This window comes from Vibrio sp. Sgm 5, assembly GCF_026241575.1.
GTDB classification, from domain to species: Bacteria; Pseudomonadota; Gammaproteobacteria; order Enterobacterales; family Vibrionaceae; genus Vibrio; species Vibrio jasicida.
This window is the reverse complement of record NZ_JAPHPY010000027.1, coordinates 1-25,883: the sequence shown is the minus strand read 5'-3', so window position 1 is coordinate 25,883 and position 25,883 is coordinate 1. Positions and strand designations below refer to the sequence as shown.

Annotated in this window: 23 protein-coding genes; 14 read left to right on the top strand and 9 right to left on the bottom strand. The window is 45.1% G+C overall.

Going from position 1 to position 25,883, the window contains the following annotated elements; translation table 11 throughout:
* Positions 1–75: 75 nt before the first annotated feature.
* Entirely contained in the window at positions 76–1,290 is a 1,215-nt protein-coding gene (gene nagC, locus OQJ86_RS15490) for a DNA-binding transcriptional regulator NagC (protein ID WP_038865709.1), read from the bottom strand.
* Between the two features lie 2 nt (positions 1,291–1,292).
* Positions 1,293–2,429 carry an N-acetylglucosamine-6-phosphate deacetylase gene (gene nagA / locus OQJ86_RS15485; protein WP_265988308.1) on the bottom strand — a complete coding sequence of 379 codons (1,137 nt, stop codon included), beginning with the start codon at positions 2,427–2,429 and terminating at the stop codon, positions 1,293–1,295.
* A 489-nt stretch (positions 2,430–2,918) separates the two neighbouring features.
* Between nagA and nagE the strand changes: the two genes are divergently transcribed.
* Both nagE and glnS read left to right on the top strand, forming a co-directional pair.
* Positions 2,919–4,493 carry an N-acetylglucosamine-specific PTS transporter subunit IIBC gene (gene nagE, locus OQJ86_RS15480; RefSeq protein WP_038865705.1) on the top strand — a complete coding sequence of 525 codons (1,575 nt, stop codon included), beginning with the start codon at positions 2,919–2,921 and terminating at the stop codon, positions 4,491–4,493.
* A gap of 236 nt (positions 4,494–4,729) precedes the next feature.
* Positions 4,730–6,400: a glutamine--tRNA ligase gene (gene glnS / locus OQJ86_RS15475; RefSeq protein WP_038865703.1), complete on the top strand. Its 1,671-nt coding sequence runs from the start codon at positions 4,730–4,732 to the stop codon at positions 6,398–6,400.
* Between the two features lie 53 nt (positions 6,401–6,453).
* Here the strand turns inward: glnS and OQJ86_RS15470 are convergent, their stop codons facing one another.
* Complete coding sequence (locus OQJ86_RS15470) at positions 6,454–7,041, bottom strand: type II secretion system protein (RefSeq protein ID WP_039976314.1); 588 nt, start codon at positions 7,039–7,041, stop codon at positions 6,454–6,456.
* Positions 7,042–7,112: 71 nt separating this feature from the next.
* A complete protein-coding gene (fcrX, locus tag OQJ86_RS15465) occupies positions 7,113–7,562 on the bottom strand; it encodes a ferric iron uptake transcriptional regulator FcrX (protein ID WP_010643296.1) in 450 nt (149 codons plus the stop codon).
* 199 nt (positions 7,563–7,761) lie between these two features.
* Here fcrX and OQJ86_RS15460 point away from each other — a divergent pair, with 199 nt between their 5' ends.
* Positions 7,762–8,265, top strand: coding sequence for a DUF4442 domain-containing protein (locus OQJ86_RS15460; protein ID WP_038877569.1), 504 nt, complete (start codon positions 7,762–7,764; stop codon positions 8,263–8,265).
* A 54-nt stretch (positions 8,266–8,319) separates the two neighbouring features.
* Here OQJ86_RS15460 and fldA read toward each other — a convergent pair whose 3' ends face one another.
* The 3 genes from fldA to OQJ86_RS15445 form a co-directional block, all read right to left on the bottom strand.
* Positions 8,320–8,853 (bottom strand): flavodoxin FldA, encoded by a 534-nt coding sequence (gene fldA / locus OQJ86_RS15455; protein ID WP_038865696.1) that lies wholly within the window; start codon positions 8,851–8,853, stop codon positions 8,320–8,322.
* A gap of 48 nt (positions 8,854–8,901) precedes the next feature.
* Entirely contained in the window at positions 8,902–9,123 is a 222-nt protein-coding gene (locus OQJ86_RS15450; protein WP_005446406.1) for a DUF2788 domain-containing protein, read from the bottom strand.
* A gap of 112 nt (positions 9,124–9,235) precedes the next feature.
* Positions 9,236–10,003, bottom strand: coding sequence for an alpha/beta fold hydrolase (locus tag OQJ86_RS15445; RefSeq protein WP_265988307.1), 768 nt, complete (start codon positions 10,001–10,003; stop codon positions 9,236–9,238).
* Between the two features lie 92 nt (positions 10,004–10,095).
* Here OQJ86_RS15445 and seqA point away from each other — a divergent pair, with 92 nt between their 5' ends.
* The gene (gene seqA, locus OQJ86_RS15440; RefSeq protein ID WP_038865694.1) at positions 10,096–10,638 is read left to right on the top strand and encodes a replication initiation negative regulator SeqA; all 543 of its coding nucleotides are present in this window, start codon (positions 10,096–10,098) and stop codon (positions 10,636–10,638) included.
* Between the two features lie 92 nt (positions 10,639–10,730).
* Positions 10,731–12,377: a phosphoglucomutase (alpha-D-glucose-1,6-bisphosphate-dependent) gene (gene pgm, locus OQJ86_RS15435; RefSeq protein ID WP_265988306.1), complete on the top strand. Its 1,647-nt coding sequence runs from the start codon at positions 10,731–10,733 to the stop codon at positions 12,375–12,377.
* 203 nt (positions 12,378–12,580) lie between these two features.
* Here the strand turns inward: pgm and OQJ86_RS15430 are convergent, their stop codons facing one another.
* Complete coding sequence (locus OQJ86_RS15430) at positions 12,581–13,333, bottom strand: DUF1853 family protein (RefSeq protein ID WP_265988305.1); 753 nt, start codon at positions 13,331–13,333, stop codon at positions 12,581–12,583.
* Between the two features lie 132 nt (positions 13,334–13,465).
* Between OQJ86_RS15430 and OQJ86_RS15425 the strand changes: the two genes are divergently transcribed.
* Positions 13,466–14,224, top strand: a complete 759-nt coding sequence (locus OQJ86_RS15425) for a Nif3-like dinuclear metal center hexameric protein (protein WP_045422565.1) — start codon at positions 13,466–13,468, stop codon at positions 14,222–14,224.
* Between the two features lie 201 nt (positions 14,225–14,425).
* Here OQJ86_RS15425 and OQJ86_RS15420 read toward each other — a convergent pair whose 3' ends face one another.
* Complete coding sequence (locus tag OQJ86_RS15420) at positions 14,426–15,715, bottom strand: citrate synthase (protein ID WP_038865686.1); 1,290 nt, start codon at positions 15,713–15,715, stop codon at positions 14,426–14,428.
* A 395-nt stretch (positions 15,716–16,110) separates the two neighbouring features.
* Here OQJ86_RS15420 and sdhC point away from each other — a divergent pair, with 395 nt between their 5' ends.
* The 8 genes from sdhC (at position 16,111) to sucD (ending at position 25,736) form a co-directional block, all read left to right on the top strand.
* Positions 16,111–16,503, top strand: coding sequence for a succinate dehydrogenase cytochrome b556 subunit (gene sdhC / locus OQJ86_RS15415; RefSeq protein WP_005446421.1), 393 nt, complete (start codon positions 16,111–16,113; stop codon positions 16,501–16,503).
* Positions 16,497–16,841 carry a succinate dehydrogenase, hydrophobic membrane anchor protein gene (gene sdhD, locus OQJ86_RS15410; protein WP_038865684.1) on the top strand — a complete coding sequence of 115 codons (345 nt, stop codon included), beginning with the start codon at positions 16,497–16,499 and terminating at the stop codon, positions 16,839–16,841. The genes sdhC and sdhD overlap by 7 nt, the downstream gene beginning before the upstream one ends.
* Entirely contained in the window at positions 16,842–18,608 is a 1,767-nt protein-coding gene (sdhA, locus tag OQJ86_RS15405) for a succinate dehydrogenase flavoprotein subunit (RefSeq protein WP_061036238.1), read from the top strand.
* An 18-nt stretch (positions 18,609–18,626) separates the two neighbouring features.
* Positions 18,627–19,337: a succinate dehydrogenase iron-sulfur subunit gene (locus OQJ86_RS15400; protein WP_038865681.1), complete on the top strand. Its 711-nt coding sequence runs from the start codon at positions 18,627–18,629 to the stop codon at positions 19,335–19,337.
* Positions 19,338–19,430: 93 nt separating this feature from the next.
* On the top strand, positions 19,431–22,256 hold the full coding sequence (sucA, locus tag OQJ86_RS15395) for a 2-oxoglutarate dehydrogenase E1 component (protein ID WP_038877581.1): 2,826 nt from the start codon (positions 19,431–19,433) through the stop codon (positions 22,254–22,256).
* A 28-nt stretch (positions 22,257–22,284) separates the two neighbouring features.
* Positions 22,285–23,493 carry a 2-oxoglutarate dehydrogenase complex dihydrolipoyllysine-residue succinyltransferase gene (gene odhB / locus OQJ86_RS15390; protein WP_038865677.1) on the top strand — a complete coding sequence of 403 codons (1,209 nt, stop codon included), beginning with the start codon at positions 22,285–22,287 and terminating at the stop codon, positions 23,491–23,493.
* 204 nt (positions 23,494–23,697) lie between these two features.
* On the top strand, positions 23,698–24,864 hold the full coding sequence (sucC, locus tag OQJ86_RS15385) for an ADP-forming succinate--CoA ligase subunit beta (RefSeq protein WP_038877583.1): 1,167 nt from the start codon (positions 23,698–23,700) through the stop codon (positions 24,862–24,864).
* Positions 24,864–25,736, top strand: coding sequence for a succinate--CoA ligase subunit alpha (gene sucD, locus OQJ86_RS15380; RefSeq protein WP_038877586.1), 873 nt, complete (start codon positions 24,864–24,866; stop codon positions 25,734–25,736). The genes sucC and sucD overlap by 1 nt, the downstream gene beginning before the upstream one ends.
* Positions 25,737–25,883 lie beyond the last annotated feature (147 nt).

Genomic DNA, 25,883 nt, shown 5'->3' with positions numbered 1-25,883 from the left:
GAGCTATATTCCTGATATACAAAAACGGGCTGTGAAATCACAGCCCGAGATTGTAACTCAATTGGTTGTATAAACTTAGTCTTCTAGTAACTTTTGTAACAAAACTCCGTTCAACATGGCGCGTTTAATCATCGCAAATGCGCCCATTGTTGGGTGTTTATCAATATGAGAAGCAACAATTGGAAGTTCGTTATGGAAGGTCTTCAAAGATTGGTTTTCTACGTTTCGCTGAATCGCTGGGAAAACAATTTCTTCAGCGGCAGTAATGTCACCAGCAATGACAATTTTTTGTGGGTTGAATAAGTTGATGGTAATTGCAATCGCTTTACCAAGTTGATTACCCACACGAACCAGACTTTGTTTCGCCAGTTCATCACCATTCATTGCGTGGTTACAAACATCTTCAATCGTGATGTGTTCAAGCTGAGTTAAACTAGATTCGTAACCTTGTGCAATCAGTTTTTTCACACGTTGAATGATTGCTGGATTTGCCGCTACGGTCTCTAAGCAACCAAAGTTACCGCATTGGCATTGCTCACCGAGTGGGTCAATTTGGATGTGGCCGATTTCACCTACGTTGCGGTTAAAGCCCAAGAAAACTTGACCATTTACGATGATACCCGCACCAGTACCGCGGTGAACACTGACCAGAATTGAGTCTTGGCAATCTTGGCTTGCACCAAAGTAGTGTTCAGCCAGAGCCATACCACGTACATCGTTACCAACGAAACACGCAGTATTGAACTTCTCACGGATGATTTCGCCAAGCGCTAAGTTATCGATATCTGTGTTTGGCATGTATTCAACAACACCTGTAGTTGGGTTTACCAAGCCAGGTAGGGTGATGCCGATAGCAATAAGTTGGTCGATTTTATCTTGGCAGCGATTTACGAAGTCTTTCAACAGATCAATCAAACCAGCGATCAAGTCAGCCTGATTGGTGTAGTGAAGTTCGTGTTGGTCTTCTGCCAACGCCGTGCCACCTAGATCGTACAAACTAAATTGCACGTAGTCTCGGCCTAATCGCACAGCGATAGAGTGGAAGGGTTTTACCTCAGTGGTCAACGATATCGCTCGGCGACCACCGGTAGATGCTTGTTGCGCGACCTCTTTAATTAAGCCGCGCTCTAAGAGTTGGCGGGTTATTTTGGTAACACTCGCAGGGGCGAGCTGACTAACATCCGCGACTTGAATACGGGAAATTGGACCTTGTTGGTCAATCAGCCTGTATACCGCAGCGCTGTTAAGCTGTTTTACTAAATCTACATTACCAATCTGTCCGCCATTCATGCTTAATTTTGCTCGTATTGTCCGTTAACAACCGTCGCTTTTATATTGAAGTCACGATCGAAAATAGTCAGGTTTGCCACCATTCCTTTTCGAACTCGGCCAAGACGTTCCTCAACACCGATTGCGGTTGCTGGGTACAGTGTAGCCATTCGTAGAGCTTCGTCTAAAGCGATGCCTGCGTGCTCAACTGTATTCTGAACTGCTTCTATCATAGTCAGAGCTGAGCCGCCTAATGTGCCATTTTCATCAACACATTTACCATCTCGGTAATATACTTTCTTACCAACAAAAATAAAGTGATCCATGTTAGCACCTGCTGGAGCTGTGGCATCCGTCACCAAAACAAGCTTTTCACCCTTGATTTTATGAGCAATTCGGATGTTTGCGTAGTCTACGTGAAAACCGTCAGCAATGATGCCGGCGTAAACTTCCGGAGTGTCATAAATCGCACCAACAACACCAGGTTCACGGCCAACCATTGGCGTCATTGCGTTGAATAGGTGAGTAGCAAAGGTGATACCTGCTTCAAAACCTTCACGCGCTTCTGCGTAAGTCGCATTTGTATGGCCGATTGATACGACGATATCTGCCGCTTTAAGACGTGCAATGTGCTCAGGATCATTTTGCTCTGGTGCTAGTGTTACTTTTGCTACGAGATCTGCATTCGCACAAATAAGGTCAATCATGCCGTCGTCAGAAGGGCGGATGAAGTCCACGCTGTGGATGCCTTTCTTCGCAACGTTAAGGTAAGGACCTTCAAGGTGAAGACCTAACGATTGGTTTTGGTATTTGTTGTGGTATTCACGAGCCGCAGCAATCGAAGCACGCATGTCTTCGTCTGAAGACGTGATAAGAGTTGGTAGGAAGCTAGTACAACCCGACTTTAGGTTGGCTTCGTGCATGATTTGCATGGTTTCAGGTGTGATTTCGTCGTTTAGCATCACACCGCCACAGCCGTTTAGCTGAAGGTCAATAAAACCAGGGCTTAGATTTGCACCGTCCAGATCTTTGATCTCAATACCTTCTGGTAATTGAGTTACTGGCACAACTGATTGAATCTGGTCATTGTCGATGATGACCGCATGATCGGTAAGAACATCACTACCGGTATAGATTTTACAGTTACTTAGCGCGTACATAGTCAGCTAGTCCTTATAGATGAGAATTCATTTTCTGTCCCGTTATCTAACTGGTGACTGCATGAGTCATGCTGGTACTTAGTTTGTATCACTGAATTAGATAACGAGTCACATACAGCAAGTCGCGTTTTATCGATGTCATTATCAGAGTAACTAACTGAAAAATAATAAATGAATTAGTTTTTATGATTGTTTTCCAGAGCGAAGTTACTGCGAATCATCTGTAGAGATACCAAAATAACACTGATTCTGTCTTGCATAAAGTGCGAGAATCTTATCTCTAAAACGCCATTTTTTCGTATAATAAAATAAGTTTTATGATCTCGCTAGCAAAAACCTTCCCAAAGGGCTGTTTCTGGTGATTATGATCACAAACAATAAGCTTTTAATTTGCGGAGCAAAATTAATATCATAAACTGGTAGCGACTAAATTGAACGACTGAAATAAGTCATTCGACAAAACATAAAATCCTATAGGGGGAACTTAAGGTGAATATTCTTGGATACGCGCAGAAGTTAGGTAAAGCTCTTATGCTTCCTATCGCAACGCTTCCAGTTGCAGCGCTTTTACTACGTTTGGGTCAACCTGACCTTTTAGACATTGCGTTTATGGCATCAGCTGGTAATGCAATCTTTAGTCAACTACCACTACTATTCGGTCTAGGTATCGCGATCGGTCTTTCTAAAGACGGTCAAGGTGCTGCTGGTCTAGCAGGTGCAGTTGCTTACTTCGTGCTAACTGCTACTGCAGCGACAATTGATGCAAGTGTTAACATGTCATTCTTCGGCGGTATCATTGCAGGTATCATCGCTGGTCACTCTTACAACGCTTTCCATGCTACTCGTCTTCCTGAGTGGTTGGCATTCTTCTCTGGCAAACGTCTAGTACCAATCATGGCGGGTCTATTCTCGCTTGTAGCTGGTGCTCTTGCTGGTGTTGTATGGCCAACAATTCAAGGCGGTCTTGACGCGCTAGCGCACGCAGTTTCTACTTCTGGTGCTATCGGTCAGTTCGTTTACGGCACGCTTAACCGCGCACTTATCCCTGTAGGTCTACACCACGTACTAAACTCGTACTTCTGGTTCGGTATGGGTACGTGTCAAGAAGTTCTAGTATCTGGCGCAACTGCTGCTGGTCAAGCACTTCCTGCTCTACAACAGCTTTGTGTTGACCCAGCTCTAGCTAAGACTCTTGTTGCTGGTCAAACTCACACATTCGAATTCGCTAACTCTGTAACTCCAGAAATCACAGCAACAGTTAAAGAAGTAACTGAAACGCTTAAATCTGGTGACCTACACCGCTTCTTCGGCGGCGATAAGAGCGCTGGTGTATTCATGAACGGCTTCTTCCCTGTAATGATGTTCGGTCTACCAGGTGCGGCACTGGCTATGTACCTAGCAGCACCAGTTGAGAAACGCAGCCAAGTTGGTGGCGCACTATTCTCAGTAGCGTTCTGTTCATTCCTAACAGGTATTACAGAGCCTCTAGAGTTCATGTTTGTGTTCCTTGCTCCTGCTCTATACGCAATGCACGCCGTGTTTACTGGTCTATCTCTAGTACTTGCAAACATGCTTGGCACGCTACATGGCTTTGGTTTCTCTGCGGGTCTAATCGACTTCGTACTGAACTACGGTCTAGCTACTAAGCCTCTAGTGCTTCTTGCTCTAGGTCTAAGCTTCGGTGCTCTATACTTCTTCACATTCAGCTTCGCAATCCGCGCATTCAACCTGAAATCGCCAGGTCGTGAAGATGACGATGAAGATGCATCTGCTGCTCCAGCTGGTGATGCACCAAAAGGTGACCTAGCTCGTCAATACCTGAAAGCACTAGGTGGTCACGACAACCTAACTTCAATTGACGCATGTATCACTCGTCTACGTCTTACTCTTAAAGACCGCTCAGTCGCTGACGAAGCTGTTCTTAAGAAACTTGGTGCGAAGGGTGTGGTTAAGCTAGGTGAAAACAACCTACAAGTTATCCTTGGTCCTCTTGCAGAAATCGTTGCTGGTGAAATGAAAGCAATCGGTGCAGGTGAAGACCTATCAGATGTAAAACTTCCTTAGTAACATCTTAAAGACTCTCTATAAAAGACCTCCTTCGGGAGGTCTTTTTTTGTTTCAAGCGTTTCAATATGCTTTGGTTTCCACCTAAGTAGAGAAATATTGCCTTTTTAACGACGGTTCTTGTTGTCTAATCGCTAAGAATTGTGGATCATTAGGAACAATGCACTCTGCAAATCCAACCTTGGTTGTGGAGTTCTGTTTTCTCTGACAATACTAATATTTTTGAGGTGCTATAGATGAGTGAAGCTGATGCTCGTCCATCAAACTTTATTCGCCAGATTATTGATAAAGATCTAGCGGATGGTAAACACACTAGCGTGCATACTCGATTCCCGCCGGAGCCGAATGGTTACCTGCATATCGGTCATGCTAAGTCTATCTGTTTGAACTTCGGTATTGCTCAGGACTACCAGGGTCAATGTAACTTGCGTTTTGACGATACAAACCCTGAAAAAGAAGACATCGAATACGTTGAGTCTATCAAGAAAGATGTAAACTGGTTGGGCTTCGAGTGGGATGGTGAAGTATGTTACTCATCAAACTACTTCGACAAGCTTTACGAATATGCAATTGAATTGATTAATAAAGGCTTAGCGTATGTTGATGAGCTAAGTCCTGAGCAGATTCGTGAATACCGCGGTACGCTAACGGCTCCGGGTAAACCAAGCCCATACCGTGATCGCCCAATCGAAGAAAACCTAGCGCTATTTGAAAAAATGCGTGCAGGTGAGTTCGAAGAAGGCAAAGCGTGTCTTCGCGCTAAGATCGACATGGGTTCTTCATTCATGGTAATGCGTGATCCAGTTATCTACCGTGTACGTTTTGCGACTCACCACCAGACTGGTGATAAGTGGTGCATTTACCCAATGTACGACTTCACACACTGTATCTCTGATGCATTAGAAGGCATTACGCACTCTATCTGTACTCTTGAGTTTATGGATAACCGCCGTCTGTACGACTGGGTTCTAGACAACATCACGATTGATTGCCGTCCACACCAGTACGAATTCAGTCGCCTAAACCTTGAATACACAGTGATGTCTAAGCGTAAGCTAAACCAACTAGTGACTGAGAAATTGGTTGATGGTTGGGATGATCCACGCATGCCAACCGTCTCTGGTCTGCGTCGCCGTGGTTTCACTTCTGCATCTATTCGAGAGTTCTGTAAGCGTATCGGTGTAACGAAACAAGAGAACATGATTGAGTTCGGTTCACTAGAATCTTGTATTCGTGATGATCTAAACGAAAACGCACCACGTGCGATGGCCGTTCTAGATCCAGTTAAGATCGTTATCGAGAACTTTGAAGAAGGTGCGGTAGAAACTCTGACGGTTGCTAACCATCCAAACAAACCTGAAATGGGCGAGCGTGAAGTGCCATTCACTCGTGAAGTTTGGATTGAGCGCGAAGATTTCCGTGAAGAAGCAAACAAGAAGTACAAGCGCCTTGTTCTAGGTAAAGAAGTACGTCTACGTGGCGCATACGTGATCAAGGCTGAACGCATCGAGAAAGACGCGGAAGGCAACATCACGACAATCTTCTGTACTTACGATGCTGAAACGCTAGGTAAGAACCCGGCAGATGGCCGTAAAGTGAAAGGCGTAATCCACTGGGTATCAGCAGACAAAGCATTGCCTGCAGAAATCCGCATGTACGATCGTTTGTTCACAGTACCAAATCCAGCGGCTGCGGATGACTTTGCTGCGACAATCAACCCAGAATCACTAGTGGTTCTAAACGGTTTTGTTGAGCCAAGCCTAGCAACGGCAGAAGCGGAAACAGGTTATCAGTTTGAGCGTATGGGTTACTTCTGTGCAGATTCAAAAGATTCTTCAGCAGATAACCTAGTATTCAACCGTACGGTTGGTCTACGTGATACTTGGGCGAAAATCGAGAACCAATAATCTCAATACCTCGCTAACAAAAATGCCAGCAAATTGCTGGCATTTTTTATGTCCTATGGTAGACGAGAGGGCTTTGATGTCGTGACCGTGCCCGCTTTTGAGTCGTACCATATGACAAAGCTTGAGTTCTCGGGAGTTCGTTCGTAACCTTTTTTTGTATACGTGTAATAGCAAACGGATTGGTGGGAGTCATTGTCTCTGATACGGCGCGTTATAAAATCAAACCTATCGTTCGCATTCCGATTATTCGATAGCGAGTATTCATCACCTAATAGAGCTTGCCATACGGCAATACATCCTGCGTTCCCTTGGCCAATATTGTATGGGTTACCAATATTCCCACTGGCGTTGCCTTTGTTTGTTCCTAAAGGGTAGCCAAATTCATTGACATCCAATTCTCCGCCACCATAGCCATCTATATTTTGCTGTGCTGCTGGTGTCCCCCCGTTAACTAACCACTGGCTTTGGGTGAACTTAACTGCCGTTTCAAATTGGTCTGCGATGGCTTCCATCTTGGCTTCGTAGGCGTCATCCTGAAGGTTTAGGAATCGCGGTGCGGCTACAACAGCCAGTATCCCAAGAATAACAATTGCAATAATCAGTTCGAGTAAGGTAAAGCCACAAGAATTCCTTTTCTTCATTGCTTGTCTCCATAAAAAAACGCCAGCCGAAGCTGACGTTTAGAGTCTTTATTAATAAAAAGCGTTACTTTTTATTTTGCAGGCTTGTGCGCGTCAGGATTCGTCTTACAAGAACCATCGCTACATTTACCGTATAGGTACAAGCTGTGGTTAGTAAGCGTAACATTGTACTTAGCTGCAATTTCTTTTTGACGTTCTTCAATCACGTCATCTGAAAACTCAATTACTTCACCACAGTCTAAACATACTAAGTGATCGTGGTGATGTTGAGTTGACAGTTCAAATACTGATTTACCGCCTTCGAAATGGTGGCGAGTAACAATACCAGCATCATCAAATTGGTTTAATACACGATAAACGGTTGCTAGACCAATCTCTTCACCTAGATCGATTAGCTTTTTGTACAAATCTTCAGCACTGATGTGCTGGCAGTCTGGCTGCTGAAGTACTTCTAGAATTTTTAGCCTTGGAAGGGTTACTTTTAAGCCCGCATCCTTCAGCGCCTGATTATTATCTGACATATACTTTCCCGTTGGATCATCTGCAGCGATTTAACAGAATTCAATATTCCTACCATTATAGGCGAAGCGTACTGAACATTAAACCACGAACTTCAAAGGGTTAATAGATTCTTTTTGTAAATTAGAAACAGGTCGATTATATTACAGATCAGACCAGTTACATTTTTATAACATTGCATCGCAAAGGCTATGGATAGGTATGAATAAGCGACTTGCCAAGATTTATAAACCAGGGATTGTTAAGTTTGCGCTTAATATTTGGCCGCCATTTTGGGGTTCAGGTATCAAAATCTTACATATTTCTGAAGACTTTCGAACGGTTAACGTTCGTTTGAAGCTCCGTTGGTGGAATAAAAACGCAAATCGTACCCAGTATGGCGGTAGTATCTTCTCGCTTACGGACCCAATTTATTCTCTGATGTTGATGGGCATTTTACGGGAAGAGTATTTTGTGTGGGATAAAGAGGCGAGTATCAACTTCATCAAACCGGGACAGAGTGATTTATTTGCCGAGTTTGAAGTAACAGAAGGAATGCTAGCTGACATTTACCAAATGACTCGTAACGGTGAAAAGTGCTTTCCAGAGTTTATTACCTATGTGAAAGACAAAGAAGGTAACGTTGTATCGGAAGTGCAACGGAAGTTGTATGTGAGGAAGAAACCTCAATATCGAGAAGAAGAGGTTGCAACGGAAGCTTCTTGATAGACAGATACAAAAAGACCTCCAAGGTGGAGGTCTTTTTCAATAGGTGCTGTATTAGCCTTCAAGCTCAGCTAGGCACATTTCTTCATAGATTTGCTTAACCCAGTTTTCGACACGTTCATCAGTCAATTCTGGTTGACGATCTTCGTCGATACATAGGCCAACAAACTGGCTATCGTCGCCTTCTACAAGTGCTTTAGACGCTTCAAACTCGTAACTTTCAGTTGAAGTGTGGCCAAGGATAGTACCGCCTTTTGCTTCAACGATGTCACGAACTGTACCCATCGCATCACAGAAGTACTCTGCGTAATCTTCTTGGTCACCACAACCAAAGATAGCGACTAGCTTTGTTGAGAAGTCTACTTGCTCAAGCTCAGGGAAGAAATCATCCCAATCACATTGCGCTTCACCGTAGTACCACGTAGGGATACCTAGAAGAAGAAGATCAAAGTTATCAATGTCTTCTTTGCTGCTTTTTGCGATGTCTTGAACGTGAACTAGTTGTTTACCTAGTTGCTTTTGAATCATCTTTGCAACGGCTTCAGTATTACCTGTGTCGCTACCGAAGAAGATACCTACACTTGCCATAGAGTCTATACCTTTACATTGTTTGTTACTGGCGATGGGGAGAAGAGCTTAACCAAGCCCTGTGCCTTCCCAACTGAGCTGAATCAGGCCTTTCGCGATGAAACCAGCGCAGCCAAGGAAAAGAACCAACCACACAATACGACGACCGAAAACAGGTACGTTACCTTGTTTTAGCACATCTTTTATTGCCATCCCGATGAAAAAGAAGATAGCAGCAAAAAGCAGATCGAGCCCAATCGACTCGAGCATGTCCATATAGTCGTATAGCATTGTCGTCCTTCATGCCAAAAATTCTTGGGCGCACTATACCACTGTTAAACAGTAAAGTTAATGCACAACAAGAAGGGTTATTTCAATAATCTGGCGTTGTTTTTCGAATTTGTTAACTCGAAATATATTTCCTGATCACACGCATTACTTCAGCAGGTTTCTCTGCATGTAACCAGTGTCCGGTATTGGCGATAATGTGTGCTTTTGCGTTGTTAAACTGACGCTTAACAGCAGGCTGATGCTCAGGCATTAGGTAGTCTGAATCACCACCTTTAACAAACAGAGTTGGAATATCTGTGGTAGCAATTTCTTGCCAGCCAATAATCTGATCATAATTGTTGAATAAGCTTGCGACATTAAAGCGCCAATCCATTTTATCGCCGTTTTTGTATAACGATTTCGATAAGAATTGTCTTACACCATCCATTTCAATATGTTGAGCAAGAATGTCCATGGTTTGTTGGCGGTTAGTTGGTTGTTCTTTTACTACGGCTTGCAGACCATTAAAGACGTTGTCATGGCGATTAGTCTGGTAAGCCACTGGCGCCATATCTAAGACAATAAGTTGTTTTACGAATTCAGGAGCTATATCTGCCAGTTTCATCGCAACTTTTCCACCCATAGAGTGGCCGATGACAAGTGCTGGTTCGATGCTTAAATGGCGAAGCAAATCAGCAACATCTTGTGCCATCACTTCGTAATTGTGTGTGTCTGAATGGAAAGAGATGCCATGATTTCGTAGATCAATACAGATCACACAGTGATCTTGAACGAGGTCGCGAGCCAGTAAACCTAGATTACTGAAACTGCCAAACAATCCATGAATCAAAACAACCGTTTGGCCTTGCCCTTCCTGCTTATAGTTGAGTAATGCTGACATTTTATCTTATTCGTGATGGGTTTAACGTGGAGTATCCGCGAGGATCTCGTTATAATCCCCCAGAGTTTAAACATTGAGAATGTGAAAAGCGAATGAAAACAATTGAGGTTGATGAGGATCTATACCGTTACATTGCGGGTCAAACCAAGCATATCGGTGAAAGTGCCTCGGATATTTTACGACGCCTTTTGAACCTTGATGGTCAGTTGCAGGAAGCCGTCGTGGCACCTGTAATCGAGCAGCCACAAGGGATTGTAGTAAGTAAAGATGCTGGTAAAACAGAATCAGTGGATACCGTAAAAGAGATGCGTTCTCTACTGATTTCTGATGAGTTTGCTGGCCTTAAGAAAGCGATTGATCGCTTCATGTTGGTTCTATCAACCTTACACACGTTAAATCCAGAGAGCTTCTCTCAAGCAACGAAAGTAAAAGGGCGCAAGCGCGTTTACTTTGCTGATAATGAAGATACTCTGCTAGCAAACGGCAATACCACCAAGCCTAAAGCAATTCCTGGTACGCCATTTTGGGTAATCACTAATAACAACACCAGTCGCAAGCGACAGATGGTTGAGCAGGTGATGACTCATATGGAATTCCAGCCTGACTTGATAGAGAAAGTAACAGGTTCAATCTAAGAAACCTGATAGAAGCCTCATAATGTGTAGCGTATAGCGGATATTATGAGGCTTTTTTGATTTTATTTGTATTTAAAGAAAGGATGTCAAACATGGCTATGCACCCTCGTGCTGGGCAAAAAGCGCAGCAGGAAGATCTTCACAATATCCCAGCACTCGTTGCTAACTACTTCTTACTTCAACCAGACGCAGCAAACGCAGAACACAAAGTTCAATTTGGTACTTCTGGCCACCGCGGTACTGCAGACAAGTACACTTTTAACGAAAACCACATTTTAGCGATCGCTCAAGCGGTAGCAGAAGTTCGTGCTGAGCAAGGTACAACAGGCCCATTGTTTGTGGGCAAAGACACGCACGCGCTATCTGAACCAGCGTTTTCAAGTGTGATTGAAGTATTGATTGCAAACGGTGTGACAGTGATTGTCCAGCAAGACAACGGCTACACGCCAACGCCTGGTATTTCACACGCGATTCTGACTTATAACATCAAGCATGATGACAAAGCAGATGGCATCGTGATTACCCCATCTCATAACCCACCACAAGACGGTGGTATTAAATACAACCCGACTCACGGTGGTCCAGCTGAAGCAGAGCTAACTCAGGCGATCGAAGATCGTGCGAACGCTCTGATTGCAGAAGATTTACAAGGTGTTAAACGCCTACCACTGGCAGAAGCGAAAGCATCGGATCTGTTTGTTGAGATGGACTTGGTGAAACCATACATCGATGATCTAGTGAACGTTATCGATATGGAAGCAATCCAAAAAGCAAACCTGAAGATTGGTGTAGATCCATTGGGTGGCAGCGGCATCGATTACTGGCGTCAAATTGGTCAGGCATATAACCTAGACCTAACGCTAGTAAGTGAAGCGATTGATCCTTCTTTCCAATTCATGTCATTAGATAAAGACGGCGTTGTACGTATGGACTGTTCTTCTCCTTACGCAATGGCGGGTCTATTGGCACTGAAAGACGAATACGATCTAGCATTCGGTAACGACCCTGACTATGACCGTCACGGTATCGTTACGCCAAAAGGTTTGATGAACCCGAATCACTTCTTAGCGGTTTGTATCGATTACCTATACCGTCACCGTGACGCGTGGGGTAAAGATGTCGCTGTGGGTAAAACGCTAGTATCAAGTGCTCTGATTGACCGTGTTGTTGCGGATCTAGGTCGTGAGCTATGTGAAGTACCTGTTGGCTTCAAATGGTTTGTGGATGGCCTGTACACTGGTAAGTTCGGTTTCGGCGGTGAAGAAAGCGCTGGTGCATCTTTCCTTCGTAAAGATGGTACGCCTTGGTCAACAGACAAAGACGGCATCTTGCTATGTCTTCTAGCGGCAGAGATCACTGCGGTAACGGGTAAGAACCCTCAAGATTACTATGAAGAGCTTGCAGCGAAGCACGGTGAATCTAAGTACAACCGTATTCAAGCTGTAGCAAACGGCCCACAAAAAGACGTACTGAAGAAGTTGTCGCCAGAAATGGTAGCGGCTGAAACTCTAGCAGGTGATACAATTACTGCTCGCTTAACGCACGCTCCAGGTAATGGCGCTGCAATTGGAGGTCTTAAAGTAACGACAGCCAATGGCTGGTTCGCTGCTCGTCCATCAGGCACTGAAGACATCTACAAGATTTACTGTGAAAGCTTTAAAGGTGAAGAGCACCTAAAACAAATCGAAGCAGAAGCACAGGAAATCGTTAATCAAGTATTTGCAGCCGCTGGTTTGTAATTCAAACGATTAAGGTTCGAAAGGGTCGACATTGCGTCGGCCCTTTTTGTTTGTGAAGAGGGAACGCTGCGCTTCGAGAGTCGGGAACGCTTCGCTCTAGGAATCGAGAGGTGCTCGTTGAGAGTATAGCGGAAAGGTATTTTGATTAAGAAGGTGTTGACGGAACTTGTTCCTAGAAAAGCAAAATAAAATCGTTTCCCGTTTTAGTTCGGCCACGTATCAGGTACAACAAACCAAAATTGACCACTCTTTGTTTGAGCGTGAATAAACCTATCTGATGGTTTATCGATGGGTTCCAAGAACTCCTCATTGCCAATTGCCCATAGTGGTTTGGAAAGAGCATATAAAGGTTCTTTAATCCCTTCCCATTGGCTTTGATAACACCAATTGCCGGATATTTGGCTTTGGTTTAGCTCGTAACCTAAACAGGTTGTAGGGGTTGGCTCGTCTGAAAAAGGATTTACATAGAGGCGACCTTGCATCAGCAAGTGTTCGCTCGGTACAACGTCTAACGGTAACTGCTGGTGGAACTCTTCTCTCTGGCTCATTTTTAGTTGGTGGGTAAGCATGCGATCGAGTTTCTTATGCAGTTGGTCATGTGCATTCGGGCCATACCAAATGCCTTCATTCAGTAAGTAAAATTTGATGGCCACTTCCCAATGCTCGTATTGTTTGGTTTCCTGATTCTCGAGGATCAAATCGATGGCGCCAATTGTGCGGCCAGCCGTGTCGTTGAGTTGAATCTCTTCAGCAACCAGTTCATATCGAGGCGAGCAAGTCAGTAGCTTGGTGCAAAGGTGTTGGTAAAGGAAGCCAAGTCGTGGATTGCCATCGTAATCTTCATTGTCCGATAGAGGTGGTGTCAGAATGTCTTCGACGGTGACAAAGGGCGTTTGAAGTTTAAAAAGTGGTGGGGTGCTAGCAATCCATTGATAGAAACGTTGTAGAGAATTCATCCATTATCCTTGTTGTTGCAGGCAGAGCCTTTCTATTGTATCGAAATTTATTCTGGTTGGGGATGCCACAACTAGCATCCTGATCGCGGTTCGATATACACTTTGTTTAAGCCACAAGTATTGGAAGTAACAATGAATAATTTACAGCTGGAAAAGATCCTTAACGAGAAATTATCGCCGCAACTTATTAAAGACTACGCACCGAATGGAATGCAAGTTGAAGGCAAATCAGAAATCAAACGCATCGTGACAGGCGTAACGGCCTCACAAGCATTGATCGATAAAGCCATCGAGTTAGAGGCTGATGCACTGCTTGTTCACCACGGATACTTTTGGAAAGGTGAACCAGAGCCAATTCGTGGTATGAAAGGAAAGCGTATCCGCAGTTTGATCAAAAATGACATCAACCTTTACGGCTACCATTTACCGTTAGATATTCATCCTGAGTTGGGTAACAACGCAGAGTTGGCACGCTTGCTAGACATTGAAGTGGAAGGTGGCTTAGAAGGGCACCCTCAATCTGTCGCTCTGTTTGGCCGCTTAAAACAAGCAATGACTGGCACTGATTTCACGAACAAAATCAATCACGTATTAAACCGTGAACCTTTGCATATCGCGCCTGACAATGCAGAAAAAATGATTGAGACTGTTGGTTGGTGTACCGGCGGTGGTCAAGACTTCATTGAGCTTGCGGCTCAGCATGGATTAGATGCATTTATTTCGGGCGAGATCTCAGAGCGTACGACTTACACGGCTCGTGAATTGGATATCCATTACTTCTCTGCAGGTCATCACGCAACCGAACGTTACGGCATTAAAGCGTTGGGTGAATGGTTAGCGCAGGAGCACGGTTTAGACGTTACGTTTATTGATATTGATAACCCAGTATAGAAGGGGCGGGCTTTGTCCTTTGAGATGCGAAAGTGTTACGCAATTATCTCTCGCATCTTGAGGCGAAGTGTTCCATAGAGCGAAGCTCGTTCTCATCTTTTCCAAATAGAAAGGGTTGACGCTTTCACGTCAACCCCAACACTTATCCGATTCTCGATTCTCGATTCTCGATTCTCGATTCTCGATTCTCGATTCTAACGCCTACTCACGCTCGTGCAGTGGAGAGAACTCGCGTTGAGTTTCACCAGTGTATAGCTGACGAGGACGACCGATTCGGTTTAGTGGATCGCTGTGCATTTCGTTCCAGTGAGCAATCCAACCGATAGTACGAGAAATCGCGAAGATAACCGTAAACATCGATACAGGAATACCGATTGCTTTTAGGATGATGCCTGAGTAGAAGTCTACGTTCGGGTATAGCTTCTTAGACACGAAGTATTCGTCAGAAAGAGCAATACGTTCAAGTTCCATTGCAACGTCTAGCAGTGGATCCTTGATGTTTAGCTCTTTTAGTACTTCGTGACATGTTTCACGCATTACCGTTGCACGTGGATCGTAGTTTTTGTAAACGCGGTGACCGAAGCCCATTAGACGGAATGGATCATCTTTGTCTTTTGCACGCTCTACGTATTCAGGGATGTTATCTACGCTTCCGATCTCTTCAAGCATCTTCAGACATGCTTCGTTTGCACCACCGTGCGCAGGACCCCATAGAGAAGCAATACCTGCGGCAATACATGCGAACGGGTTCGCACCAGAAGAACCGGACAAACGAACCGTTGATGTCGATGCGTTTTGTTCGTGATCTGCGTGAAGTGTGAAGATCTTATCCATCGCACGAGCAACAACAGGGTTTACTTCGTATTCTTCACATGGGTTTGCGTACATCATGTGTAGGAAGTTTTCTGCGTAGCTTAAGTCGTTACGAGGATAGATAAATGGCTGACCGATAGAGTACTTGTAACACATCGCCGCCAATGTTGGCATTTTAGACAGCAGACGGTACGCCGCGATCTCACGGTGCTCGTCGTTGTTGATATCGAGTGAATCGTGGTAGAAGGCCGCTAGTGCACCAACCACACCACACATTACTGCCATTGGGTGTGCATCACGTCGGAAGCCATGGAAGAAGCTTGCGATTTGTTCATGCACCATCGTATGGCGAGTAACCGTTGTTTTGAATTGCTCGTATTGCTCACGGGTAGGGGCTTCACCATAAAGCAGGATGTAACATACTTCCAAGTAATCTGCGTTATTGGCTAATTGATCAATCGGGTAGCCGCGGTGCAAAAGAATACCTTTGCCGCCGTCGATGTACGTGATTGATGATTCACAAGATGCAGTGGCAAGAAAACCTGGGTCAAAAGTAAAGTAACCATTGGCTCCCAGTTTACGAACATCAATCACAGGTGTACCTAGCGTACCGTCCATAATTGGCAGTTCGATCGGCGCATGACCTTCAACGTGAAGGGTAGCTTTCTTATCCGCCATAACAATCTCCTTTGTTTATTATTTAATCCGTCCAGGATGTTTATGTGCCATTTTTGTACTGTTGTTAAAGCTTAAAGTCAATTTTTCTCCATTTTTGTGTGCACTTGTTATGATTTTTCTCATGAAAATCGTTAAAAATCTGTTCTATGTAGCATAATTTGTTACATCAATTGTATTAGAATGTTGCTGGCCGTATATTGGCACAGAAAATTTTAGTTAAATCCTTATAAATTCGGGGCTGGAAACAAAAGTGAGGTTTGTTTACTGACTCCGTTTGTTAACAAAGTGTTTACAATTATCTCCGAGCATATTGCGAGTATTTGTTAATCAAATGTTAACCTTTGTACGTTTGGAAGCTGAAATTGGTTATAACAATAAATGCTCAATGGAGCTGAGTGAGCAAGCCCGTGAAAGAAAGAAAGTCAAGACCTGTTAATTTAGATTTACAGACCATCCGCTTTCCCATCACAGCAATCGCGTCCATCCTACATCGTGTGTCGGGTGTGATTACGTTTGTTGCGGTGGGCATATTGCTTTGGTTACTGTCCATTTCTCTGTCATCCCCGATGGGTTTTATGGAAGCCGCTGATATCGTCGATAGCTTCTTCGTGAAATTCATTCTGTGGGGAATTCTAACTGCACTTGCCTACCACATCGCTGGTGGTGTCCGTCACCTGTTGATGGACCTAGGCCATTTCGAAGAACTCGATTCAGGCGCGATGAGCGCTAAAGTCGCATTTGGTGCTACTGCAGTATTATCACTATTGGCGGGGATCTTGGTATGGTAAAACACGTCTCTTCATTTGGTCGTAATGGTGTCCACGATTTCTTATTGATTCGTGCATCAGCAATCATTATGACGCTATACACGATTTATCTGATTAGCTTCTGCGCTTTCTCAGATATCTCTTACGCATCTTGGACCCAATTCTTTGGTGGTACGTTCACCAAAGTTTTCACCATGTTGGCCTTAGTCTCAATTCTAATTCACGCGTGGGTTGGTTTGTGGCAGGTGTTAACGGATTACATTAAGCCCGCGATACTTCGTGGTGCATTGCAACTTGGTGTTATTGCCGTTTTATTCGGCTATGTTTTCTCTGGTCTATTTATTCTGTGGGGTGCGTAAGTGTCTATTCCAGTTCGTGAGTTTGATGCCGTAGTAATCGGCGCTGGTGGTGCGGGTATGCGCGCTGCACTACAAATTTCGGAGCAAGGCCTGTCATGTGCGTTGCTATCTAAAGTTTTCCCAACACGTTCACACACTGTTTCTGCTCAAGGTGGTATTACGGTTGCGCTAGGTAATGCGCACGAAGATCATTGGGAACAGCACATGTACGATACGGTTAAAGGTTCTGACTATATCGGTGACCAAGACGCAATCGAATACATGTGTAAGAACGGCCCTGAATCTGTTATCGAGCTAGAGAAAATGGGTCTTCCTTTCTCTCGTTTTGATAACGGCACTATTTATCAACGCCCGTTTGGTGGCCAGTCAAAGAACTTTGGTGGCGAGCAAGCTGCGCGTACAGCGGCAGCGGCTGACCGTACTGGTCACGCACTCCTGCACACGCTATACCAACAAAACATCAAGCACAAAACAACGGTATTCTCTGAGTGGTATGCTCTTGATATCGTTAAAAATGAAGATGGTGTTGTTCTAGGCTGTACGGCGCTATGCATGGAAACGGGTGAAGTGTGCTACTTCAAATCGAAAGCAACCATCTTAGCAACGGGTGGTGCAGGTCGTATTTACGCATCAACGACTAACGCGCACATCAATACTGGTGATGGTGTTGGTATGGCACTTCGTGCTGGTGTCCCAATGCAAGACATGGAAATGTGGCAGTTCCACCCAACGGGTATCGCTGGCGCAGGTGTTCTTGTTACTGAAGGTTGTCGTGGTGAGGGGGGTTACCTTCTAAACAAGGACGGCGAACGCTTCATGGAGCGTTACGCACCAAACGCGAAAGACCTTGCTGGTCGTGACGTGGTTGCACGTTCAATGATGATTGAAATCCGTGAAGGTCGTGGCTGTGATGGCCCTTGGGGTCCACATATTAAATTGAAACTTGATCACCTAGGTAAAGATACATTGGAGTCTCGTTTACCGGGCGTTTGTGAGTTGTCTCGTACATTTGCGCACGTTGATCCGGTCAAAGAGCCAATCCCAGTAATTCCTACGTGTCACTATATGATGGGTGGTATTCCTACTCAGGTATCAGGCCAAGCGATTAAGCAAGATGAAAGCGGCGCGGATATTGAAGTTCAAGGCCTATTCGCTTGTGGTGAAATTGCATCAGTATCAGTACACGGTGCCAACCGTCTTGGTGGTAACTCACTACTAGACTTGGTGGTATTTGGTCGTGCAACAGGTCTGCACCTAGGTGAAACACTGCTTAAACAAGCTGATGCGAAACCTGCAACTGAAGCAGACATTGAACGTTCACTAGAGCGTTACAACCGTTGGGAAAATAGCACTGACGGTGAAGATCCAGCGCAAATTCGTAAAGACCTACAACAATGTATGCAAAACAACTTCTCGGTATTCCGTGAAGGTGATGCAATGGCTAAAGGTCTTGAAGAGCTTAAAGTTATCCGTGAGCGTCTGAAGAACGCACACCTTGCTGACAAATCGACAGAGTTCAACACTCAACGTATTGAGTGTCTAGAACTAGAGAACTTGATGGAAACAGCATACGCAACAGCTGTAGCAGCAAACTACCGCACAGAAAGCCGTGGTGCACATGCTCGCTTTGACTTTCCAGACCGTGATGATGAGCAGTGGCTATGCCACTCAATCTACAACCCGGAAACGGAAGCAATGGCTAAACGTGGTGTAAACATGGAGCCAATCCATCGTGAAGCATTTCCGCCAAAAGCACGTACGTACTAAGGAAAGGAGGGTAATATTATGAAACTGAATTTCTCTTTGTACCGCTACAACCCGGATGTCGACCAAAAGCCGTACATGAAAGACTACACGCTTGAGGTCGAAGAAGGATCAGACATGATGCTTCTGGATGCCTTGATCCTTTTGAAGGAGCAAGACCCTAGCATTGCATTCCGTCGTTCATGTCGTGAAGGTGTGTGTGGTTCTGATGGCCTTAACATGAATGGTAAAAACGGATTAGCGTGTATTACACCTTTATCTGCTTTGAAAGGCGATAAGCTCGTCATTCGACCATTACCTGGTCTGCCTGTTGTACGTGATCTTATCGTTGACATGACTCAGTTCTACGATAACTATGCGAAAGTTAAGCCTTTCTTGATTGACGATGGTGCTCTTCCACCGTCTCGTGAAAACTTACAATCGCCTGATGAGCGTGCGCATCTAGATGGTTTGTACGAATGTATTATGTGTGCATGTTGTACGACATCTTGTCCGTCTTTCTGGTGGAACCCTGATAAATTTATCGGCCCTGCTGGTCTTTTAGCGGCCTATCGTTGGTTAATTGATAGCCGAGATACAGCGACTGATGAACGTTTGTCCGATCTTGATGATGCATTTAGCGTTTTTCGTTGCCATGGCATCATGAATTGTGTAAGTGTTTGTCCTAAGGGGCTAAATCCAACGAAAGCCATCGGTCATATCAAGTCGATGTTGGTCAATCGTTCGATTTAATTAACAACAAAAAATTGCCGACCTAAATGGGTCGGCTCTTAATAGCTCGGCGCAGACCGCAGCAAACGTGAAAACTACTGGTTAAGGGAAAATATGCACAACGGCGTGATGAAGGCATGGCTCGAGTCTTCACACTTGGCTGGCGCCAATGCAACGTATGTAGAAGACCTCTACGAACTGTATCTAAGTGACCCCGATCTGGTAAGTGAGGAGTGGAAACGTGTATTCGATGAGTTGCCAAAGAACTCAGAAGAAGTGGCTGATCAGCCACACTCGCGTGTCCGCGACTACTTCCGACGACTCGCTCAAGAAACAAAGCATTACAGTGTCCAAGTTAGTGATCCAGATGTCGACGCTAAGCAAGTAAAAGTTCTCCAGCTTATCAACGCATACCGTTTCCGCGGTCATGAAGCTGCAGAGCTCGATCCTCTAGGTCTATGGCAACGTCCACCTGTGGCGGAGCTAGACCCTGCATTCCACAATCTCACCGAAGATGACTTCGCAGAAACTTTTAACGTAGGTTCTTTCGCCGTCGGCCAAGAAACCATGCAGTTAAAAGATATCTACTCAGCACTTAAGAAAACCTACTGTGGTTCGATTGGTGCAGAATACATGCACATGACAGACACAGAACAAAAACGTTGGATTCAACAGCGTTTAGAGTCTGTCGTTGGTCAGCCATCTTTCGATAAAGACGAAAAGCGTACATTTCTTGAGGAGCTAACGGCTGCTGAAGGTCTAGAGCGTTACTTGGGCGCAAAATTCCCAGGGGCGAAACGCTTCTCGCTAGAAGGTGGCGATGCACTGATTCCGATGACGAAAGAACTGATTCGACATGCTGGTACAAGCGGTATGCGTGAAGTTGTGATCGGTATGGCTCACCGCGGACGTTTAAACATGTTGGTTAACGTTCTAGGTAAGAAGCCACAAGATTTGTTCGATGAGTTTGCGGGCAAGCACGATGATACATGGGGTACTGGCGATGTTAAGTACCACCAAGGTTTCTCTGCTGACTTTGCGACGCCAGGTGGTGATGTTCACCTTGCGTTAGCCTTTAACCCATCTCACCTTGAGATTGTAAATCCAGTAGTTATTGGCTCTGTACGAGCTCGTCAAGATCGCTTAGGTGATTTTGAGGGCAGTCGCGTACTTCCTATTACTATTCATGGCGACTCTGCGATCGCAGGACAGGGTGTGGTTGCCGAGACGTTCAACATGTCTCTTGCTCGTGGCTTCTGTGTTGGTGGTACGGTGCGTATTGTTGTAAACAACCAAGTTGGTTTTACAACATCAAACCCTCGCGATACACGCTCTACCATGTACTGTACAGATATCGCTAAGATGGTACAGGCTCCGATTTTCCACGTTAATGCTGATGATCCAGAAGCGGTAGCATTCGTTACCCGTATTGCACTGGATTACCGTAATGAGTTCAAACGTGATGTTGTCATTGACTTGGTTTGTTACCGTCGTCATGGTCACAACGAAGCCGATGAGCCAAACGCAACTCAGCCATTGATGTACCAAAAAATCAAGAAGCACCCAACGCCTCGTAAGCTTTATGCAGATGTACTGATCGATAAAAACGAATCAGACATTGAAGTCGCGACGCAATTGGTCAATGAATACCGCGACGCGCTAGATAAAGGCGAAGTTGTGGTGAAAGAATGGCGTCCAATGGCGTTGCATTCGGTTGACTGGTCTCCATACCTTGGTCACGACTGGGATGTGGATTGGGACAACAAATTTGATGAGACTCGCCTTAAAGAGCTTGGTCAGCGCCTAATTCAATACCCTGATAGTCATAAACTGCAAAGCCGCGTAAACAAGCTTTATAACGATCGTTCTGCAATGATCAGTGGTGAAAAAGCAATTGACTGGGGCATGGCTGAGACTCTGGCATACGCTACGATCGTTGATGACGGCAAGCGTATTCGTATCTCGGGTCAGGATTCTGGCCGTGGTACGTTCTTCCACCGTCACTCTGTTTTGCATAACCAAAATGATGCAAGTACATACATTCCGCTGGCGAATATTCATGACAAACAAGGTCCATTCCAAGTGTTTGACTCTGTGTTGTCAGAAGAAGCGGTATTGGCGTTTGAGTACGGTTATGCAACAGCAGAACCAAGTGGTTTGACTATTTGGGAAGCTCAATTCGGTGACTTTGCAAACGGCGCACAAGTCGTGATTGACCAGTTCATCTCATCAGGTGAACAAAAATGGGCACGCTTATGTGGTCTAACGATGTTGCTACCTCACGGTTATGAAGGTCAAGGTCCTGAGCACTCATCTGCGCGTCTTGAGCGTTACCTACAATTATGTGCTGAACAGAATATGCAGGTTGTAGTGCCATCTACGCCAGCACAGGTTTATCACATGATTCGTCGCCAAGTGGTGCGCCCTATGCGTCGCCCACTGATTGTTATGTCACCTAAGTCGCTACTGCGTCATCCACTTTGTACTTCAACGTTGGAAGAATTGTCTGATGGCACATTCCAACCAGCGATTCCTGAGATTGATAATCTGGAACCGAGCAAAGTGAAACGTGTTGTGTTCTGTTCAGGTAAGGTTTACTTCGACCTTCTAGAACAACGTCGCAACAACGAACAAGATGATGTTGCTATTGTACGTGTTGAGCAACTGTACCCATTCCCTCTGGATGAAGTACAAGCTGCCATCGAACAATACACGAATGTTGAAGATTTTGTTTGGTGTCAGGAAGAGCCTCAAAACCAAGGTGCTTGGTACTGCAGTCAACACAACTTCCGTGCTGCAATTCCAGCAGGTGCAGATCTTAAATACGCAGGTCGCCCAGCTTCTGCTTCGCCAGCAGTAGGCTACATGTCGGTGCACTTGAAACAACAAAAAGCGTTGGTTGAAGACGCTCTGAACGTGAACTCAAAAACTTCGAATTAAGAACTAGAAGTTAAAGGAAGAAACAGATATGACAATTGAAATTCTGGTTCCAGATTTACCTGAATCAGTTGCTGACGCAACCGTAGCGACATGGCACAAACAACCAGGCGACGCGGTAGAGCGTGATGAAGTTCTGGTTGATATCGAAACCGATAAAGTTGTGCTTGAAGTTCCAGCTCCGGAAGCTGGCGTTTTAGAAGCCATTATTGAAGTAGAAGGTGCGACGGTACTTTCTAAACAACTGCTTGCAAAGCTTAAGCCAGGCGCGGTAGCGGGTGAGCCGACAACAGACTCAACAGAAGACAAAGAAGCGTCTCCTGATAAGCGTCACAAAGCAACGCTGACAGAAGAGAGCAACGATGCGCTAAGCCCAGCGGTTCGTCGTCTTCTTGCTGAGCACGGCCTTGAAGCTAGCCAAGTAAAAGGCTCTGGTGTTGGCGGTCGTATTACTCGAGAAGACATTGAAGCGCACCTTGCAAATGCAAAAGCGGCACCAAAAGCGGAAGCTCCAGCAGCCGTTGAAGCGCCTGCAGCGGCTCGCAGCCAAAAACGTGTTCCAATGACGCGTCTGCGTAAGACAGTGGCAAACCGTCTTCTAGAAGCGAAGAACAACACGGCAATGCTAACCACGTTTAACGAAGTGAACATGAAGCCAATCATGGACCTTCGTAAGCAATACAAAGACCAGTTCGAAGAACGCCACGGTACTCGTCTTGGTTTCATGTCTTTCTACGTGAAAGCAGTAACAGAAGCACTAAAACGTTACCCAGAAGTGAACGCATCTATCGATGGTGATGATATCGTTTACCACAACTACTTCGACATCAGCATGGCAGTATCTACGCCACGTGGTCTAGTGACGCCAGTACTAAAAGACTGTGACACACTAGGTTTTGCTGACATCGAAAAAGGCATCAAAGAGTTAGCAATCAAAGGTCGTGACGGCAAGCTAACCGTTGATGAACTGATGGGCGGTAACTTCACTATCACTAATGGCGGTGTATTTGGTTCATTGATGTCTACGCCAATCATTAACCCACCACAATCAGCAATCTTGGGTATGCACAAAATCCAAGAGCGTCCAATGGCGGTTGATGGCAAAGTAGAAATCTTGCCGATGATGTACCTAGCACTATCTTACGACCACCGTTTGATTGATGGCCGTGAGTCAGTGGGCTTCCTGGTAACCATTAAAGAGCTACTAGAAGATCCAGCGCGTCTGTTATTAGACGTTTAATATCGCTAAAACGTCGAGTTATCCTTGATGGCTCGACGTCTACAGCATCCAAGGCTAGACTGGCTCAGCGTCTGGCCTTCATTTGAACTGCCCCCGATATAAAATTATAAGCAGTTGATTTGAGAAGACCCTACAGACGTACCGCATGAAGCGGCGTTATGGAAATAATAAATCCCCTAAGGGATAAACAAACGGAATATCAAAATGAATTTGCACGAATACCAAGCCAAACAGCTGTTTGCAGAATTCGGTTTGCCTGTACCAGAAGGCTACGCATGTGATACGCCACAAGAAGCTTTCGAAGCGGCGGGTCGCATCACTACTGAAAAGAAAGTCGTTAAATGTCAGGTTCACGCTGGTGGTCGCGGTAAAGCGGGCGGCGTAGAACTACACGATACAAAAGACGGCGTAAAAGAATTCGCACAAAAATGGCTAGGTAAGAACTTGGTTACTTACCAAACAGACGCAAATGGTCAGCCTGTTACTAAAATCCTTGTAGAAGAAGCATCTAACATTGCGAACGAACTTTACCTTGGTGCGGTTGTAGACCGCGCAACTCGTAAGATCGTTTTCATGGCTTCGACTGAAGGTGGTGTAGAAATCGAAAAAGTTGCGGAAGAAACGCCGGAGCTAATCCATAAAGCGGCAATCGATCCACTTGTAGGCCCTCAAGCTTACCAAGGTCGCGAGCTAGCATTCAAACTTGGCCTTGAAGGCGATCAAATCAAACAATTCGTTAAGATCTTTATGGGTCTTGGCGCGATGTTCTCTCAGTACGACCTAGCGCTACTAGAAATCAACCCGCTTGTCATTACAGGTGAAGGTAACCTTCTTTGCCTTGACGGCAAAATCAACATTGACTCAAACGCAATGTACCGTCAGCCAAAGCTTCGTGAAATGCACGATCCTTCACAAGAAGACGAGCGTGAAGCACACGCAGCTCAGTGGGAACTGAACTACGTAGCTCTTGATGGCAACGTTGGCTGTATGGTTAACGGTGCAGGCCTTGCAATGGGTACGATGGATATCGTAAACCTACACGGCGGCAAGCCAGCAAACTTCCTTGATGTAGGTGGCGGCGCGACAAAAGAGCGTGTAGCTGAAGCATTCAAGATCATCCTTTCTGATGACAATGTTAGTGCAGTACTAGTAAACATCTTCGGTGGTATCGTTCGTTGTGACATGATCGCTGAAGGTATTATCGGTGCGGTTAAAGAAGTAGGCGTAACAGTTCCTGTAGTTGTTCGTCTAGAAGGTACAAACGCAGACCTAGGTCGCGAAGTACTTGCGAATTCTGACGTTGATATCATTGCAGCTGAATCTCTAACAGATGCTGCTCAGAAAGTTGTTGCTGCTGCGGAGGCTAAATAATGTCTGTATTAATTAACAAAGACACTAAAGTAATCTGTCAGGGTTTCACTGGCGGTCAAGGTACATTCCACTCAGAGCAAGCTATCGCATACGGTACGCAAATGGTTGGTGGTGTATCTCCTGGTAAAGGTGGTCAAACTCACCTTGGTCTTCCAGTATTCAACACAGTACGTGAAGCTGTAGAAGTAACTGGCGCGACAGCAACCGTTATCTACGTGCCAGCACCTTTCTGTAAAGATGCAATCCTAGAAGCGATTGACGCAGGTATCGAGCTGATCGTAACGATCACTGAAGGTATCCCAACAACAGATATGATCGACGTTAAAGTGAAGCTAGAAGAAACTGGCGTTCGCATGATCGGTCCTAACTGTCCAGGTCTTATCACTCCAGACGAGTGTAAGATTGGTATCATGCCTGGTCACATCCACAAGAAAGGTAAAGTAGGTATCGTATCTCGCAGCGGTACTCTTACTTACGAAGCAGTTAAACAAACAACAGATGAAGGCTTCGGTCAGTCTACATGTGTTGGTATCGGTGGTGACCCAATCCCAGGTTCAAACTTTATTGATATCCTAAAACTGTTCCAAGAAGACCCGGAAACTGAAGCAATCGTAATGATTGGTGAAATCGGTGGTACTGCGGAAGAAGAAGCTGCGGCGTTCATCAAAGAGAACGTAACTAAGCCAGTGGTTTCTTATATTGCAGGTGTTACTGCTCCTCCTGGTAAACGTATGGGGCACGCAGGTGCGATCATCTCTGGTGGTAAAGGTACTGCCGAAGACAAATTCGCAGCTCTAGAAGCGGCAGGTGTAAAGACTGTTAAATCTCTAGCAGAGATTGGCAAAGGTCTACGTGAAGTGACTGGTTGGTAAGAAGCCAAACCAATACAAAAGCATTAAAAAGCCTGCGATTTCGCCTGTCTCTTGATCACAAGTCTAGTGATCAAGAGACATTGCTAGTTCGTAGCCTTCAAGGATGGTTTGTAGTTTAAACCATCCTTCCCAAAGCACCTTTATTGA

Coding starts and splice junctions, on each gene's coding strand:
- glnS (WP_038865703.1), top strand. CDS start 4,730: ATGAGTGAAGCTGATGCTCGTCCATCAAACTTTATTCGCCAGATTATT.
- fcrX (WP_010643296.1), bottom strand. CDS start 7,562: ATGTCAGATAATAATCAGGCGCTGAAGGATGCGGGCTTAAAAGTAACC.
- sucC (WP_038877583.1), top strand. CDS start 23,698: ATGAATTTGCACGAATACCAAGCCAAACAGCTGTTTGCAGAATTCGGT.
- OQJ86_RS15430 (WP_265988305.1), bottom strand. CDS start 13,333: ATGAATTCTCTACAACGTTTCTATCAATGGATTGCTAGCACCCCACCA.
- OQJ86_RS15400 (WP_038865681.1), top strand. CDS start 18,627: ATGAAACTGAATTTCTCTTTGTACCGCTACAACCCGGATGTCGACCAA.
- fldA (WP_038865696.1), bottom strand. CDS start 8,853: ATGGCAAGTGTAGGTATCTTCTTCGGTAGCGACACAGGTAATACTGAA.
- OQJ86_RS15470 (WP_039976314.1), bottom strand. CDS start 7,041: ATGAAGAAAAGGAATTCTTGTGGCTTTACCTTACTCGAACTGATTATT.
- nagC (WP_038865709.1), bottom strand. CDS start 1,290: ATGAATGGCGGACAGATTGGTAATGTAGATTTAGTAAAACAGCTTAAC.
- odhB (WP_038865677.1), top strand. CDS start 22,285: ATGACAATTGAAATTCTGGTTCCAGATTTACCTGAATCAGTTGCTGAC.
- nagA (WP_265988308.1), bottom strand. CDS start 2,429: ATGTACGCGCTAAGTAACTGTAAAATCTATACCGGTAGTGATGTTCTT.
- sucA (WP_038877581.1), top strand. CDS start 19,431: ATGCACAACGGCGTGATGAAGGCATGGCTCGAGTCTTCACACTTGGCT.
- OQJ86_RS15450 (WP_005446406.1), bottom strand. CDS start 9,123: ATGCTATACGACTATATGGACATGCTCGAGTCGATTGGGCTCGATCTG.
- OQJ86_RS15420 (WP_038865686.1), bottom strand. CDS start 15,715: ATGGCGGATAAGAAAGCTACCCTTCACGTTGAAGGTCATGCGCCGATC.
- OQJ86_RS15460 (WP_038877569.1), top strand. CDS start 7,762: ATGAATAAGCGACTTGCCAAGATTTATAAACCAGGGATTGTTAAGTTT.
- OQJ86_RS15425 (WP_045422565.1), top strand. CDS start 13,466: ATGAATAATTTACAGCTGGAAAAGATCCTTAACGAGAAATTATCGCCG.
- sucD (WP_038877586.1), top strand. CDS start 24,864: ATGTCTGTATTAATTAACAAAGACACTAAAGTAATCTGTCAGGGTTTC.
- OQJ86_RS15445 (WP_265988307.1), bottom strand. CDS start 10,003: ATGTCAGCATTACTCAACTATAAGCAGGAAGGGCAAGGCCAAACGGTT.
- pgm (WP_265988306.1), top strand. CDS start 10,731: ATGGCTATGCACCCTCGTGCTGGGCAAAAAGCGCAGCAGGAAGATCTT.
- sdhD (WP_038865684.1), top strand. CDS start 16,497: ATGGTAAAACACGTCTCTTCATTTGGTCGTAATGGTGTCCACGATTTC.
- seqA (WP_038865694.1), top strand. CDS start 10,096: ATGAAAACAATTGAGGTTGATGAGGATCTATACCGTTACATTGCGGGT.